Genomic DNA, 16,126 nt, shown 5'->3' on the forward strand with positions numbered 1-16,126 from the left:
CTTTATTTGGAGAATGATGGATATGGTTCCTTTGCAAGAATTGCCCTCTTCAGTTCGTTATTGTGCTCTTGATGGGCGTGACGTTTATTTAGTAGGTACAGCTCATGTCTCTGCCCAAAGTGTACAGGATGTGGGGGAAACTATTGGAAAAATTCAGCCCGATACCATTTGTATTGAATTATGTCCCTCTCGCTACCAATCTCTTAATCAGCAAGATGCCTGGAAAAATATGGACCTTTTTGAAGTGGTAAGAAAAGGCAAGTCGCTTTATTTACTCGGTCATTTGATTATGAGCGGCTTTTATCAAAGAATTGGCCAGCAACTTGGCGTAAAGCCGGGAGCTGAAATGCTTGAAGGGGCGCGTTTGGCCAAAGAACTAAATGCTGAACTTGTTTTGGCTGACCGTTCAGTAGAAGTGACCATTAAAAGGGTGTGGAGAAGCCTAAATTTTTGGGACCAAATGAAAGCCATGGCCCATTTGCTTTCAGGTTTCTTTTTAGCGGAAGAGATCGATCAAAAATCTATCGAAGAGTTAAAAAATCCTGAAAATCTTGAGAATACTTTACAGGAATTTGCCAAAGAGTTTCCACAAGCTAAAGAAAAGATTATCGATGAACGGGATTGGTACTTAGCAGAAAAAATTCGTACAGCTCCAGGAAAAAAAATTGTGGCTGTCGTAGGGGCAGGACATGTGCCAGGTATCTTAAATAACGTCCATCGAGAAATTTCTTTAAAAACACTTGAAGAGGTGCCTCCTCCCTCCCAATGGCCTAAAGTTTTTAAATGGGCTTTTTCTTTGTTGCTTGTTGGCTTGGTTCTTTACGGTTTTTTCGCGGGTGCTTCAGAAAAATCCTTGCAATCGATCTATCTATGGGCGGCAAGCCATGCAGTTTTAGCAGGGGCTGGTACAGCACTTGCTTTTGGTCATCCTTTAGCTATCCTCGCTTCCTCGATAGCTGCCCCTTTTACCAGTTTAAATCCGATGATTGCAGCTGGCTGGATTGCAGGGTTGGTGCAAGCGTGGGTAAAACGCCCTACGGTTGCTGATTTAGAGAATGTTCCTGCGGCTATTACTTCTTTAAAAGGTTTTTGGACAAATCCTGTCACAAGGGTGTTATTAGTCGTGATTTTAGCGAATTTAGGAAGTTCTTTAGGCACTTTTATTACGAGTGCTTGGATCCTCTCTCATTCAATATAAATAAAAACGCTTTTGTTGAATTTCGAAAAATGGGATAAGTCGAACAAGCATTCATCCACTCAGGAGGAAACATGTTTAACTTATCTACTTTCAAAATGACTATTCTCCCATTTTTTACGATCTGCGGGCTGTCCGTACAATTAGCCTATTCCGATTGCAAACTTTGCGAGAGAATTCGGGAGAAAAATGCCAAAGAAATAAACCCCTATGAATACTACGAGGATTATTTAGAAGCCCAAAAACAGGGCAAAGAAGATGCTTTTAAAGAAGACGGATTTGGTGAACAAAAAAAGCAGGAAAAAAAATCGGCAGGTCAAGGCTTATGATCGCGCTTATTATTTTTGTGGTCTGCTATCTTTTCTTTATTTTTTTTCCAAATCGTAAGGCAGAAGTGGGGCTTTTAGGCTCGCTGGCTTTAATTTTTCTCAGCCAAATTTCTTGGCATACCGCCCTTTTTGAATTAGTGAATTGGAATGTGGTTGGTTTATTTTTGGGAACACTCATTTTAGCTGAGTTATTTTTGCTGTCCCGTGTGCCAGCAGTGGTATCAGAATGGCTGGTAGACCGCGCAAAAAATGTTCGCTCGGCTTTAATGGGCATTTTTATCCTCTCAAGCCTTCTTTCCATGTTTGTTGAAAATGTGGCCGTTGTCCTTCTAGTCGGGCCTGTTGCCATGACCTTATGTGAAAAACTGAAAATTTCTGCTTTTAAACCCATGGCTTTGCTTGCCATGTTTTCTAACCTGCAAGGAACTGCCACATTAATTGGCGATCCTCCCAGCATGATAATGGGTGGGTATATGAAAATGACTTTTAACGACTTTTTTATTTACCAAGGAAAGCCCAGCATTTTTTTTATTGTGCAAGCAGGAGCTATCGGAGCTTTGGTTTATGCTTGGTATCTTTTAAGGACTGAAGAAAAACAAGTGCGGCTAATACCGATGGAAACTGTAAGATCGTGGATTCCAGCTTTGCTACTGTTCTTTTTGGTTGCAATCTTAGCCTTAGGGTCTTTCATAGACACACAAATGGAGTGGTTGGCGGGAATTGCTGCCATGGGATTGGCCTTCATAGGGATACTTTGGCTGTGGATGGGACCGCGATGGGCTTCTACTGAAGAAATGCTAAGAAATATCGATTGGAAAACCACTCTTTTTTTTGCAAGTTTGTTTATTTTAGTCGGGGCTGTCCAGCAAGCAGGCTGGATGGATGTTGCCGCAAAAGCCCTCTCCTCTGTTTTAGGAAAGAATAAGGCAATTCTTTTCATTGCTATTATCGGATTGTCTGCTTTTATTTCAGCTGTCGTCGATAACGTTCCCTTCCTCTTGGCAGCTATTCCTGTTGTGATGGATCTTGCCAAAATCAATCAGATCTCCCTTCCTTTTCTCATGTTTGCTCTATTAATAGGAACATGCCTTGGAGGAAACGTCACGCCTATTGGAGCCTCTGCTAACATTGTAGCTATGGGATTTTTAGAAAAAAAGGGGCAATCAGCCAGCTTTGGTGAGTATGTTCCCATAGGGCTTAAGTTTACAACTTGTGCGCTGATTCCCGCTGCTATTGCCCTTTGGGTGATATGGGCCTAAATATGGATAGAGAGCTCTTTAAAAAAATTAGACGCATTCAAATTCAAACTACGCACTTGGCAGAAGATATTTTAGCGGGTGCTTATCATTCCGCTTTCAAAGGAAAAGGAATGGAATTTGAAGAGGTGCGTGAATATCAACCCGGAGATGAAATTCGGCATATTGATTGGAATGTCACAGCTCGGATGAGCCATCTTTATGTAAAAAATTTTAAGGAAGAAAGAGAAATTACTGTGTTCCTCTTGGTGGACATTTCTGCATCCTCCAGGTTTGGCAGCCAAAACCTTTTGAAAAGCGAACTGATTGCAGAGATTGGAGCGGTTTTGGCTTTTTCAGCTAACAAAAACCAGGATCGAGTGGGCTTGATTCTTTTTTCCGATCAAGTTGAATCCTATTTATCTCCTAAAAAAGGACTTAGGCATGTTTTAAGAGTGGTGCGGGATTTATTAGTGTTTTCTCCGCAGCATTCAAAAACCGATTTAGGCGCCGCCCTTGCCTTTCTTGGAAAAGTTCAACGCAAAGCGGCTATTTGTTTTTTAATTTCTGATTTTTTGGCCACGGGTTATGAACACCAGGCAAAGTTAATTGCCCAAGGGCATGATTTGATTTCAATTTGTGTTCAAGATCCTTTCGAGGCCCATATTCCCCCTTTAGGTTTGCTTAATATGCAAGATTTAGAGACGGAATCGGTTGCTTTAATCGATTCTAACCAACCTCAAAATCCCCTGCGTGAAAGCGCTCAAGCACATTTGAGAGATGTGCAGTTTTTTATGAAAACAATCGGTGCTGATTTTCTCTCCATTCGCACTGATCAACCCTTTATGCCTGTCTTAAGAAAGTTTTTCAAGGTTCGGGGGATGAAGCGATGAAAAGCCTAAAAACTATCCTGTTATTTTTCACCATCCAGACAATCTTTTTACAAGCCCAAAATCCTGTTTTTGAAGCCTATGTTAGCCTTTCTGCGGAAAAAATCTTTTTAGATCAAACAGTTGATATTCAATTAGATTTGAAATTTCCTGACGGTTACCATACGGATATGGCGGTTTTGCAGGAACATCTTATGAGAAATTCAAGCTTTAATTTTTTCCCTTTTTCATTAGCTTCAGAGCCTATAACTTCGAGAAAGTCAGAACAGGGCACTATTCAAGAAACCTTCCTTTTTAGGCTTCAGCCAGAAAGCCCAGGCACCTATATGCTTTCTTTTTTAGATATTCCTTTTTATCTGGAAACCTCTCCCCAAAAAACTGTGAAGGAGATTATATCCCCTATATTTAAGCTGGAAGTGGAGATGCCCTCCTCTGCATTGAATGAAATTCAGCCCGCTTCTCCTTTACCTTTATCGGGGAAACTTCCAATCGGCCTATCACCCTCAAATACCCGAAGGACAAAGGCCTTATTTTTTTCTGCGGATTCATTAAAAAAAATGGAAGCAGAATGGAGAGCCAGACAATTTCCTTGGAAAAAAATGGGAGCGGCAATTTTAGGTCTTCTAGCTGGGTTGATTGTATGGGTGCTCACACGCGATAGGCAATTGGCCCCGCTTAAGCACCAAAAAAAAATCAAAGAATCGGCGAAAGCCTTTAAAAGTTTAGAACAAGCCCACCTGCTTGAAAAAGGACAATTGTCTTTCTTCATGGAACAACTTAGTTGGGTGCTAAAAAAATACCTTGAAGAGCAAGCCGGATTACAAGCAGAAGTTTTAACCACAGATGAGCTAGCCACTCATGTCGCTTCTAAGGAAATTCAGAAATTTTTCTTAAAAGTGGATTTGGTAAAATTTGCTGGCTATACGCCCAGTTTGGAAGAGTGCCAACAAGCTGAAGCGCTTGTAAAGGCATGCCTTAAACAACCTTAAGCGTATCTCCCCATTTGGCATCTTGGGCCTGTTTGTACAAATCTTTGTGACGTTTTGAAATAATCGCCTTTTGAATCCCTTTGGATGTGCACACTCGCAAGTGAACGTGCCCCGAGCGCTTTTGAGGATGCTCTAGAATGCGAGCTTGAGAAAGGGGATAGGGTTGCTTAGAAAAAATTGCGTAGGAAAATTTCTCGTCTTCATAGCCTAAAGAGCCTTCTTTGCATTGGCGGTGAAGGCGTGTGCGCTCCACCCTTTTGGAAAAATGGCACCAATCTCCTGGCGGCATGGGACAGGCGCCTGCATGGGGACATGGGCCTACGAGATAGCCTCCTAAATCTAATACCTGCTGGCGAGCTTGTAAAATCGTGGCAAAACCTTTTTGAGAGCCAGGCTCCACCAGGATCAAAAATTGTTGAGCCGCGTCCCAACTTTTTTTCACCACTTCGGAAATGTCCTTAAGTTCACCTAGTACATAGGAAGCAATCACTAAATCATGAGGCAGGGGAATAAAAGTCGAAAGGCATCCTTGCTTCCACTCAGCTTTGGGAAAGGCCGAATGTTTGGCAAGACGTTGCCCAATTTCGATTAAATCGGCATCTTGTTCAATTAGCGTGGCTTGAATGAGAGAGGGAAATACAGCACTTGCTGCCCACGTTCCCGTACCAGGGCCGGCGCCCAAATCTAATACAGAATGAATGGGTGTAGCGGGGATTTGCTGTAAAAGATGCTCCAAAGCTTTGTAAGTGGCTGGCATACGGGTCACTAGGTAAGAGATCCTTTCGACAGCCGTTTGCATCCAGGTTTCCTGACGAGCCGTAATGGAGGCGCGTTGCTCTTCAACGCGGTATCGATTGGTGAGATTTTCACGCGCTTTTTTTAACTCGGATAAAGAAAAGCTCCCTATTTCAGCTTCAATAGCGCTAATTAATGTTTCAAAATTCATAAGTTCTCTTAAAAAAAGAAATCACTTTACACTTAACTCACTTTAAAATCTAGCTAAGAGGGTATGTTGAAATCCTATCCTCTTTTACAACAGCATTTGCGCAACTTCCTAAAACTACAAAATTTATTAGTTCAGTGGATAAGCTTTTTATATCCATTTTAACTACTCATTTTTATGATTTGCATTACAAATCACTCAATATTAGCATATTGTCAATTTTCAAACACCCTCTTATTGCTATTTAGAATTTGTCTTTACCATTGACATTTAACCTTTCCGATGAATAGCATATTTTTTAATAATCACCATGAGCGCATCAAAATGCATATAAATGCTGGCTTTTTAGTAAAAGCAGACCAAATATCTGACTACGTCCCAGGGTTAAGTACTATCACTAGCTTAGTTGATCTATTTCAAAAATGCGTGCTGCTTTTATCGAAGCAGAAAGCAGACATTTCAAAAAGCCATTATTACACCTATTTACAGCAAAAAAGCTTTTCCCGTTGTATTATGCTGCTAATCCCGGTAATAGGAAATATAAGTGTAGCAATTTATGATTTTGCGAAGAGTAAGTCCAACCATCAAGACGCTATGCTTGCGGCTGCTCAGCCAGCTTCTCCTTTTACCTCCTACCATAGTCATGCTGAACCTAACCGTGAAGGGCTTGCGATAGACGATAGACGTTACCTAGGTAAGCATGCAAAAAGCTTAGTGGCGGGCAAAAAAGAAGCTAGGGTAAGTGGAGCGGTTCAACAAGACTATTCTGAATCCACGGTTGTAGCAGGCTACCCTGCAGGAGCTGCCCGGCAATTAGCCACAAGGGCATATGGAAACAGCCTCCAAGTAAGTAGCCTATCGGAACAATGGTCTTTTGATGAGTCCAATTGCTGTGAGCACAGCCTTACAGAACCCTATATCGCCCTTTATCCCGCTTTACAAACTAAACCTGGTCTTATCACCGTTAAGGCGAGTGCTGAAAATATCCACATGGAAGGGGCACATTCTCAACTAAATATCCACTCTAATCCTATTATTCAATACCATGCAGCATCGCCGTCTAAGTTGCCAGAAGCAGAGGTTCACAAACGGTTAAGGGATTTATTGCAACTGCAATGCTCTCGCTGTATAAAAGTTTTAATGGCGCAAGGGCACAAACTTTTAAGAGAAGAAAAGGGGGAGGCTTCCTTACAGGGGGCCTTTTATCTAGCCACAGCTTATGAGTTATATTGCACGCTTAAAATAAGAGAATATAAATTTGATCAACAAGTACTCGATCAATATCTGGATAGTTTGGAAGAAAAGTTAGAAAACAATGAAACCTTACTGCATTATTTTGCGGTACGGGAAAATACCAGTATTTTTCTCTATCTCTTTAATGAAAGGCAAAAGGTGAAATCTCAGCTTGACACCTTAGCTGGGAAAGTAATCAAAGAAACCCCTTTACATTTAGCTGCCAATAGGGGGTATACCTCTGTGTCCCAATTTTTGCTTGACCAAGGCGCAGATATCAAAAAAGGGCGGTATGGTGAGTATGCTAAAACCGTGTTGCATGTAGCCGTAGAATATGGGCGAGAGGAAATTGTCGAGCTTTTGCTTCAGCACAAAGATATTCAAGAAATCTTGAACCTACCCCAAGGAGGTAATAAGCATACTGCTCTGCATTTAGCAGCTGCCAAAGGGCATTTTTCCATTTTGCGCAAGCTTATTGATTGTGGCGCACATACTGAACAACAAGATCTGCTCCGCCAAACCTCCTTAGAAATTCTGCTTGAGCAGGAAAGCTTAGATTTTAAGATGCAAGAGGAATGCGCTTGCCTTTTATTAAGCAAAAAAACGCCCCCTTTTTTCCAACTAGATAATCCTAAACTCACACAGTGTTTTATCAATGCTCTTAAGCAGGGCCTCTTGCACGTTGCACAAAAACTGGCAAAGAACGGATTGCCCCACTTAGAAGAGCAAGAGCGCTCATTTTTAGAAATTGCTGCACACGGGGCCTTTCAAAGAACACATACTCTGTCCCCAGAGCCTATAGAGATTCCTCAGGAGAAGCGCGCTGCTTATATTCTCATGATTCGCTGGCTGCTTGCAGAGAAGAAGGTAGATCCCAACCAGCCATTCAAAGGCCGTGCTGATTTTTTGATCCACCAGGTCTGTTATGCGGGCTGCAGTGAACTCCTTTTGCTTCTTATTGAATTGAAAGCGGATTTAAAAAAGCTTGATAGCTCGCAAAACAGTGTGTTGCATCATGCTTGCCAATCGTCCACAGATTGTGTGGAAATAGTGCGCCTTTTGCTGGGACATGACCCAGCTCTTCTGGAAGCCAAAAATAGCTACGGTCAAACGCCTTTACACTTAGCAGCCCTTAGAGGAAATGCAAAGAGTGCGGAATACTTGCTAAATCAAATTGCCGAACAAAGTGAATTAAATCAGCAAGACTACCAGGAAAATACCCCTTTGCATTTAGCCGTGATTGGAGAGGGGAGAGCTTTTAATCTAGCTAAAGAGAATTATGTTAAAATTGTTGAAGCTTTATTAAAAAAAGGGGCCAACCTAAATATCATAAATCGGGAGCAAAAAACGGCTGTAGAGCTTGCTTATAAAAATGGAAGTGAAGCCCTTATACAGTTGCTATCCCAAGCAGCTCTACTTCCAAAGCAGCTGATTAACTCTCTAAAAAACCTTTACCTTTCTCAAAAAACTCTTTCCATCTTTAGGATTAAGGTAGAGCAAGAGTGGGAATTTAAAGTGCCTTTGGAAGAAATCTATGTGCGTTTAGGCATTATTGAGCGTGAAGAAAGAAAAGCGCGCGATCAAGCATTTGATAAACATTCTGAGTATTTACAAGATGTTCGCATCCCAACTTATGAAACCATCTACGAGCCTAAGCAGAATATCGACATCGAAAAACTTTTCCAACATAAAAGTTTGGAGAAAAATGTTCGTAAAAGAGTTTTCATCCAAGGTGCAGCTGGCATTGGTAAAAGTACTCTCTGCCACTATATTAGCTACCATTGGGCAAAAGGGACTCTGTGGACAGACGTGTTTACCTGCCTTTTGTGGATTCCTTTAAGAAATCTTACCTTGAGGAAATATCCTGATAATAGAAAGTATAGTGCGGTTGATCTAATTGCAAACGAGTATGAAGGAAAAATCGATCGCAGCGTATTTGAAGCTTGCCTAAATGATGCCAACTTTAGAAAAAAAACTCTGCTTATTTTAGATGGTTATGATGAGCTTTCTGCAGAAGCCCAAGCAAACACAAGCCTAGCTACAGCTTTTAAACAGCTAAAAGAGTTATTGCCCCATATTTTGGTCACCTCAAGGCCTGGAAGCTGCTCTTTTGAACGTTCTTGTGAGCTAGAGCTTTTAGGCTTTGATAAAGAAGGGATTAAACATTATATCAACAGGTTTTTCAAATACCTTCAAGCCGAAGAGAAAAAACAGAAGCTTAGCCACCTATTAAAAGCTTCTCCCCAGGTGTTAAGCCTGGCACAGATTCCCATTAACTTAACTTTACTTTGTTGCCTCTTTCATGAAGATCCTCAGGTTTTTGATACTGAGCAATCCATTACGATGACAGCAATTTACGAAAGGATTGTTAGCTGGATGTATCGGTGGTTTCTCTTAAGAAGGATTGACCAGGGACAATCCAGGCAAACTAAAGAGCAAATTCTGGTAGAGAAAAGTCTGCGCAAAAACCCAGAAGTTGTCCATATTGCCACCGCTTTTGAAAAAATGGCCGACTTTGCAATGAAAAACGATACCCTTTATTTAAGCAAACTAGAAATTGAAGACTTGAAGGGTAACAAAATTTCGTCCAATGAGCTTACAGATTGCGGATTTATACGCATCCCTGAAGCCGAAGAAAAAGGGTTCTTTATACACTTAACCTTCCAAGAATTCCTAACCGCTTCAAAAGTTGCCAATCAATATCTTAAAGGAGAAAGAAAAGCGTGCCAAGAATTTATACGCAATTACAAGTTTGAACCACGCTATAACCTTGTTTTTCGCATGATTGCCGGCAGCCTTTCCCTGGCTGTCTCTGGTAATCGGCGCTATGCGGATGTCCTACAGTCTTTTTTTGACGATCTTTTTACTAAGCCGCGAGACCTAGCTATCAGTGGCGAGCTTGCTTTGATTGCGGGGTGTTTTGAAGAGTGCCAAGATCCTACGGTAGTGAAGCAGTACGATGGCTTTATTGAGCTTGTAAAAGATTACATTAATTATTTTTGTTTACTAGGCTTAGGCTTGGAAAGATTGCTCAGGCATAAGAATCTCCTTAATCATCCAGAAATTGTGCATATTATTACAGAATTATTATCCGATCCCAAGACAAGTCAAAATGTTTTAGAAAACTTACTACGCGTTGTGAGAACTGGGCTAAGCTTAGCTTCGGAAACGGTAGAAGCGGTCGCTGAGGGACTTAAAGATCCTGAAAAAGATCTTTATGCTAAAAGATATGCTACTTTTATTCTAGAAGAAGTCGCGCAGCAAGGAGGTAAACTGTCTAAAAAAGCGCTATTTGCTTTCATCCAAGCTTTCAAAGAAAACGATTATTTTACTATCCGCTCTGCTGCTAGCGCCCTAATAGCAATGACAAAACAAAGAGATAGTAAGCTTCCGAAAGGAGTGATAGTCGCTCTCATCCAAGCTCTCAAAAAAGCAAACTTTTGGGGGAAAAATCCTGCTGCTAATGCCCTAAAAGCAATGGTAAAGCAAGGAGATAAGCTTTCTAAAAAAGTGCTAGTTTTTCTCATCCAAGTTCTCAAAGAAGGGGATAGAGAGGTTAAAGATTGTGTTGCTAGTGTTCTAATAGATATGGCGAACCGAGGGTATGAGTTTACAAGAGAAACGTTAGCAGCTCTCATCCAAGTTCTCAAAGAAGGAGATATAGAGGCTCAAGGTTGGGCTGCTAGTGTCTTAAGAGAAAAGGCTATGCAAAGTAAGCTTCCTAAAGAAATATTAACGGCTCTCATCCAAGTTCTCAAAGAAGGGGATAGAGAGGCTAAAGGCTGGGCTGCTAGTGTCTTAAGAGAAAAAGCTATGCGAAGCAAGTTTCCTAAAGAAATACTAGCAGCTCTCATCCAAATTCTTAATGAAGGGGATAAAGAGACTAAACTGTATGCTGCCGCCTTAAGAGCAGTGGCCCAACCAGAAGATGGGCTTCCTAAAGAAGTGCTCGCTGTTCTCATTCAAGCTCTCAAAGAAAGAGAGGATGAAATTAAATGTTTTGCTATGAGTGTTTTAATAGAAATGGCAGAACGAGGAGCTGAATTTCCAAAAAAACTCCTAGCTACTCTTATCCAAGCCCTTGAAGAAGGAGATAGTGCGACTAAAAGTTTTGCTGTTAAAGCCCTAGAAACAATGGCAGGTAAAGGATACGAGCTTCCAAAAGAAGTGTTAGCTGCTCTTATTCAAGCCTTCAAAGAAAGCCATTGGCAGATTAAAACTTTTGCTGCTGGTGCCCTAAGATTAATCGCAATGCAAGAATGTGAGCTTTCGAAAGGAGGGCTAGCAGCTCTCATCCAAGTACTTAAAGAAGGCGATGAAGGGGCTAAACGGCATGCAGCTGGTGTCCTAGGAGAAATAGCAAAGCAAGGAGGTGAGCTTTCGGAAAGAGTGCTAGTAGCTCTTATTCGAGCTTTTAAAGAAGGTGATAAAGAGACTAAAGATTATGCTCCTCTTGCCCTAGGAGAAATAGCAAAGCAAGGAGGCAAACTTTCAGAAGAAGCACTAGCTGCTCTTATTCAAGCTCTTGAAGAAGGCGATGAAGACACTAAATGTTATTCTGCTAGTGCTCTAGGAGAAATAGCAAAACAAGAGAGAGGGCTTCCGAAAGAAGCCCTAGATGCTCTTATTCAAGCTTTTAAAGAAGGTGATAGAAGAACTAAAAATTATGCTGCTCTTGCCCTAGAAGCAATAGCAAAACAAGGAGGTGGGTTTCCGAAAGAATTCCTAGATGTTCTCATTCAAGCTTTCAAAGAAAGCCATAGAGATACTAAAGCTTGTATTGCTAGTGCTCTAAGAGAAATAGTAAGGCAAGGAGGTGAGCTTCCGAAAGAAGGGCTAGCAGCTCTCGTCCAAATACTTAAAGGAGGCGATGATGAGACTAAACGTTTTACTGCAGATGTTCTAGAAGCAATAGCAAGACAGGGAGGTGAGCTTCCTAAAGAAGCCCTAGACGCTCTCGTCCAAGCTCTTGAAGAAGGTGATGATGAAATCAAATTCTCTGCTGCTGAGGCCCTAGAAGCAATAGCAAAACAAGGAGATAAGCTTTCAAAAGAAGCGCTCATAGCTCTCATCCAAGCTCTTAAAAAGGCCGATAGAGATACTAAAGATCACATTGCTAGGGGCCTAGGAGAAATAGCAAAACAAAGAGGTGAGCTTTCAAAAGAAGAGCTAGCAGCTCTCATCCAAGCTTTTAAAGAAGGTGATGGACGTACTAAAAATTATATTGCTAAGAGTCTAGGAGAAATAGCAAAACAAGAAGGTGAGTTTCCGAAAGAAGCGTTAGTCGTACTTATCCAAGCTCTCAAAGAGGGTGATGATGAAATCAAACTTTCTGCTGCGGATGCCCTAGAATCTATAGTAAAACAAGAAGGTAAGCTTTCGGAAGAAGCTCTAGTCGCGCTCATCCAAGCTCTCAAAAAAGGGGACGATGAAACTAAAACTTTTGCTGCCGATGCCCTAGAAGCCATAGTAGAACAAGGAGGTAGGCTTTCGAAAGAAGCATTAGCTGCACTTATCCAAGCTCATAAAAAAGATGATGCTTGGACTGTAAACTCTGCTATTTATGCTGTAAAAAAAATAGCAAAGCAAGGAGGTGAGCTTCCAAAAGAAGCCTTAGCTGCTCTCATCCAAGCTCTCAAAGAAGGCAATGCTTGGACTGCAGGCGTTGTTGCAGCAACTCTAAAAAAAATTGATAAAAAGGCTTTTTTAAAAATGGGCATAGAGGCATTTCCTCTACTTGCTGAGTTTTGCTTCTTTGCTGAATATAGCTTCTTTGTTAAACATCGACGGCCTCAAATTTCTGACAGCAGGGCAGCTTATCCTTTTAAAAATGAATCGCTGCTCAGCTACAAAAAACTAAGGGAAAAGCTACCTAAGGATGCTGGCGTATGGCGGGAACGATTAGATAGGCTTAGCCCATCGGGGAAATTTCTTAACAATCCGTCGATTGAATCCGATCCTTGAAATGAATGCTAACAGTTTACATTATGTCTGCAATTCCCTTCGCCGAATAAAGCTTTTAAAGGGCTTGCAAGCAAGGCAAAACAACCTCCGGCTGGTTTTACGTCTTCAAACTTCACTTAAGGATAAATGATAAAGGCGAAATTTTAGCCTTTCAAATTACTCCAGTAAACATTTCGGATGTTTCTATGCTTGAAACCCTCTTCAAAGATAATTTGGGAAAGCTATTTGGGGACAGAGCTTACCTCTCTAAGGAGATCGGAGAAAGGCTTTTAAAACGTGGCCTAAAGCTATTTACCAACCTTAGATCTAATATGAAACAAAAGTTAATCTCCTTAAAAAATAAAATTTTGCTAAAAAAGAGATCCTTAATTGAAACGGTAAATGATGAATTAAAAAAACATCTCCCAAATCGAGCATACTCACCACAGAAGTATAGGAAATTTTCTAGTCAATATGCTTGGTGGGATTGCTGCCTATTGCCATCAACCGAAAAAGCCTTCGTTGAGTTTGAATGATAAGCATAATTCTTTGCTAATTGTCTCTTAAAAACCCCAAACTCAGGTTACTATAAATTCTTCTTAGGTTTGAGGGTGTGAGTTTATTCAAGAGAGGGCAAAAGCGCCATGATGAAGTGGTGGTGGGTTTCATAGACAAGTTTATAAGCCTCTAATTGCCCTTCAAGGAGAGGTAACTCCTCTATATGTTCTTTGGCTTGCCAAACATAAGCTTGATGTTCCCGGATATTTAAGGTTATAGGAAGAAAGGTTGGTAATTTCCAGGGATAAAGAAATAATTGGTAGTCACCAAGAGAATGGCGCACATAAACTTTTATAAGGTGGTCAATCTTATCTCGTCTTACTGCTATTAAAAGCTCTTCTTGTAATTCTCTTTCAAGGGCCTCAATTAAAGTCTCTCCTTTTTTGACCTTTCCTCCAGGAATAGCCCATTTGCCAGGACTTTTACATTCATTTGCCCTTTGTAAAAGCAAAATTTTTCCCTCACATTCCAAAAAGCAGGTTACCACTTGTAATTTGCTGTTGAAATCAACTGGTTTTTTTCTAAAAAACAAACTCATTGGCAGCTTAGACTTAATGTTTGGACTTTTTAATGTAAGGAATGCTTTTTTGGATATATTCAACCTTATTTAGCCTTTCTTCCTAAATTTCGCCAACCAGTTCCCTTTCCCTTGGAAGCTTAGAAAAATTTTTAGCTTTTTGCTCAATTGCCCAAAGCAAGCTACTAAGATGGACCCTAAACTTAAAAAGCTAGGCTTTAGCACTAAATAGCTCACTTTCATTGCTGTAGGATTAAAAATATAATTTTCTTATTCTGCATGTGACAATAAGATTGAAGGAAGAAAAAGGTACACCTCTCTAGTTAAATCAGTAAGAGCTGAACTTTCCCAATCAATTAGATAAACAGCCTACTTTTGAGGAAATTTTGCTAATACTTGTGTTTACACCCTATTGATTTTGCATCTGGTGAAGTTTAGGAGAATTCATCTCTTTTATAAAAAGAATGATTGAAGCCGCGCAGCAAAATAAACCTATTATACGAGGCCCTGTCCATCTATAGTCGAAAAAGAATGTGGATAAGCAAGCTACAAAAAATGGAGAAGTGGATCTAATTGAACTTATTAAAGAAAGCCCTCCTTGATAAAGTGCCTTATAATATAAGTAGGCGCCAATTCCCTGGGCAAAAAAAGTAGTAAAAACAATTATAAGAAAGTTTTTACTTGTAAATACTCTAGTCCATGAAATTTCAATGTTGTGAATCCATAAAATATCAAAGGCTACCATCCACAAGCTAAAAAATGCTCCCCAAAACATGAGTGACTTTATAGGTAATGGGGGGCTTTTCTTTATAAGCAATCCTCTTAATGCCCAGACAAAGCAGTACAGTAAAACAAATAAAATTCCACTATTTAATTGATTTCCGAGCGAAACAAAAGAGAAAAAGTAGCTTCCTCCCAAAGCCAAACAAATGGCTAACCAAATTGTTGAAGAGTGCTGCTCGTTTAGCAATAGCCTACTTAATATCACGGAAATGGTTGCCTGATTGCGTCCTAGGAACGAAAATTCTAATGGAGAAAAGTAGGCCAAAGAGAGAAAAAAAAGCAAATTTCCTAAACCGCTAAGGCAGCTTCCTAGAAAGAGGTATAAAAGCTGTTTAGGGCAATAGCCGTTTAGTTTATAGGCCTTTTGTATCCCAAAGTAAAAGCATAAAAATAAACCTTCCACTACTGCAATTTCTTGGAAAGGCATTTCTTCGAAAAGTTTCTTAAAAGTCACTCCATTTATAGACCCTAAAGCGGTTGAAACAAAACCCAGCCATACACTTTTAGAGTAATTATTAGCTTTCATGAGAAAAGTTATTAAGAGGTTACCAGCAAGGACCTATTCTATGAATTTAGGCGAGCGGCTAAGTATTATAAGTATATATCCGTGCTCACATAAAAAGTTTCGAGTTAAAGCTGAATTTTCTATGAGAATTTCATGAAAACTCTATAACTCATCCTCACTTCTGAAGTTCTTATTTTCCCATTATGCCAATTACCACTCTTTTCTTTGAAGATGAATAAAGCTGTCATAAAGGCAGTAAACTACTACAATCTATTCTTTCATAGTTTTGGCTCTCGAGTTTGCTCTGGAAAAGCAATTTCGAAAACTTAAAGCCAGCTTGTTTAGGTCTAAAAGAGTTACTTTCCCCTTACCTTATATAGACGTATTTTTTTATGGGCAATTTTTTTGATTTAATTAAAGATTTGAGTTTAAAAAAATGGCCCGAGTTGCCAGCAATGCCTTTTAAGTATTGCTTTTTATCCGCCTGGAGAAACCTCTTAAGCGTGCTTTTGGTAAAAAATAGCTATAAAGTTTGCAAAAAGGATGAATTCAGCCCTTCAATTTTTTGCAATGTTAGCCATGAAAACCACAAGTATAGGCATTTAGCAGTTCCAATTGTTTGCGTCTCGTTTAATCTCCGAAAGTCTGTTCGAATCCTTCTCCTCTACACTTTATCAAACCTAAATCGGTTGAAAAAGCTTTTAAAGGGGAGCTTTCAGAAATGTGGGAAAAGAAGGCGGAACAAACAAAGAACCCGGTGCGACTTGTCGTAGGAATGCTCATATTACCGCACAATTATAGGATTGCAGATGGACATACTACCCACAGATGAATCAAGAGACTTATTGGCAATACGCCTGCAGGTAGGGCTATTTGCAACCTAAGCTTCGTATGCATCCCTCTTCTTTAATTTGATGGAGACGCCACATAGGAAGAAGCAGGTCTTGTTAAGATCCTCCAAGGAACGGCTGCCATGTTTGTATCGGCCCCAGTAATTAAAAAAGAC

The 16,126-nt window shown here is 40.3% G+C and carries 9 protein-coding genes and 1 pseudogene; 7 read left to right on the forward strand and 3 right to left on the reverse strand.

Annotated elements, in window-relative coordinates:
- Nucleotides 1–13 precede the first annotated feature (13 nt).
- The 5 genes from PARA125_RS02170 (at nucleotide 14) to PARA125_RS02190 (ending at nucleotide 4,638) form a co-directional block, all read left to right on the forward strand.
- Nucleotides 14–1,198, forward strand: coding sequence for a TraB/GumN family protein (locus PARA125_RS02170; protein WP_249274127.1), 1,185 nt, complete (start codon nucleotides 14–16; stop codon nucleotides 1,196–1,198).
- 71 nt (nucleotides 1,199–1,269) lie between these two features.
- Nucleotides 1,270–1,524: a hypothetical protein gene (locus tag PARA125_RS02175; RefSeq protein WP_249274128.1), complete on the forward strand. Its 255-nt coding sequence runs from the start codon at nucleotides 1,270–1,272 to the stop codon at nucleotides 1,522–1,524.
- Nucleotides 1,521–2,783 (forward strand): ArsB/NhaD family transporter, encoded by a 1,263-nt coding sequence (locus PARA125_RS02180; RefSeq protein WP_213157076.1) that lies wholly within the window; start codon nucleotides 1,521–1,523, stop codon nucleotides 2,781–2,783. The genes PARA125_RS02175 and PARA125_RS02180 overlap by 4 nt, the downstream gene beginning before the upstream one ends.
- Nucleotides 2,784–2,785: 2 nt before the next feature.
- A complete protein-coding gene (locus tag PARA125_RS02185) occupies nucleotides 2,786–3,652 on the forward strand; it encodes a DUF58 domain-containing protein (RefSeq protein ID WP_213157077.1) in 867 nt (288 codons plus the stop codon).
- Nucleotides 3,649–4,638, forward strand: coding sequence for a hypothetical protein (locus tag PARA125_RS02190; RefSeq protein WP_213157078.1), 990 nt, complete (start codon nucleotides 3,649–3,651; stop codon nucleotides 4,636–4,638). Before PARA125_RS02185 ends, PARA125_RS02190 begins: the two co-directional genes overlap by 4 nt.
- Here the strand turns inward: PARA125_RS02190 and PARA125_RS02195 are convergent.
- Nucleotides 4,625–5,584: a small ribosomal subunit Rsm22 family protein gene (locus tag PARA125_RS02195; RefSeq protein ID WP_213157079.1), complete on the reverse strand. Its 960-nt coding sequence runs from the start codon at nucleotides 5,582–5,584 to the stop codon at nucleotides 4,625–4,627. The genes PARA125_RS02190 and PARA125_RS02195 overlap by 14 nt on opposite strands.
- Before the next feature lie 321 nt (nucleotides 5,585–5,905).
- On the opposite strand from PARA125_RS02195, the gene PARA125_RS02200 reads away from it, so the two are divergent.
- Nucleotides 5,906–12,778 carry an ankyrin repeat domain-containing protein gene (locus tag PARA125_RS02200; RefSeq protein ID WP_213157080.1) on the forward strand — a complete coding sequence of 2,291 codons (6,873 nt, stop codon included), beginning with the start codon at nucleotides 5,906–5,908 and terminating at the stop codon, nucleotides 12,776–12,778.
- A 39-nt stretch (nucleotides 12,779–12,817) separates the two neighbouring features.
- A pseudogene (locus PARA125_RS02205) lies at nucleotides 12,818–13,324 on the forward strand (IS982 family transposase); the annotation flags it as partial.
- 52 nt (nucleotides 13,325–13,376) lie between these two features.
- On the opposite strand, the gene PARA125_RS02210 reads toward PARA125_RS02205, so the two are convergent.
- Nucleotides 13,377–13,853 carry an NUDIX domain-containing protein gene (locus PARA125_RS02210; RefSeq protein WP_283248316.1) on the reverse strand — a complete coding sequence of 159 codons (477 nt, stop codon included), beginning with the start codon at nucleotides 13,851–13,853 and terminating at the stop codon, nucleotides 13,377–13,379.
- Between the two features lie 388 nt (nucleotides 13,854–14,241).
- Nucleotides 14,242–15,141, reverse strand: coding sequence for a DMT family transporter (locus PARA125_RS10130; RefSeq protein ID WP_213157082.1), 900 nt, complete (start codon nucleotides 15,139–15,141; stop codon nucleotides 14,242–14,244).
- Between the last annotated feature and the right edge of the window lie 985 nt (nucleotides 15,142–16,126).

Source organism: Parachlamydia sp. AcF125, from assembly GCF_018342475.1.
Lineage (GTDB): Bacteria > Chlamydiota > Chlamydiia > Chlamydiales > Parachlamydiaceae > Parachlamydia.

Excerpts from the sequence above, each read along its gene's own strand:
- PARA125_RS02180 (WP_213157076.1), top strand. The coding sequence starts at position 1,521 with ATGATCGCGCTTATTATTTTTGTGGTCTGCTATCTTTTCTTTATTTTT.
- PARA125_RS02195 (WP_213157079.1), bottom strand. The coding sequence starts at position 5,584 with ATGAATTTTGAAACATTAATTAGCGCTATTGAAGCTGAAATAGGGAGC.
- PARA125_RS02200 (WP_213157080.1), top strand. The coding sequence starts at position 5,906 with ATGCATATAAATGCTGGCTTTTTAGTAAAAGCAGACCAAATATCTGAC.
- PARA125_RS02170 (WP_249274127.1), top strand. The coding sequence starts at position 14 with ATGATGGATATGGTTCCTTTGCAAGAATTGCCCTCTTCAGTTCGTTAT.
- PARA125_RS02210 (WP_283248316.1), bottom strand. The coding sequence starts at position 13,853 with ATGAGTTTGTTTTTTAGAAAAAAACCAGTTGATTTCAACAGCAAATTA.
- PARA125_RS02185 (WP_213157077.1), top strand. The coding sequence starts at position 2,786 with ATGGATAGAGAGCTCTTTAAAAAAATTAGACGCATTCAAATTCAAACT.
- PARA125_RS02175 (WP_249274128.1), top strand. The coding sequence starts at position 1,270 with ATGTTTAACTTATCTACTTTCAAAATGACTATTCTCCCATTTTTTACG.
- PARA125_RS02190 (WP_213157078.1), top strand. The coding sequence starts at position 3,649 with ATGAAAAGCCTAAAAACTATCCTGTTATTTTTCACCATCCAGACAATC.
- PARA125_RS10130 (WP_213157082.1), bottom strand. The coding sequence starts at position 15,141 with ATGAAAGCTAATAATTACTCTAAAAGTGTATGGCTGGGTTTTGTTTCA.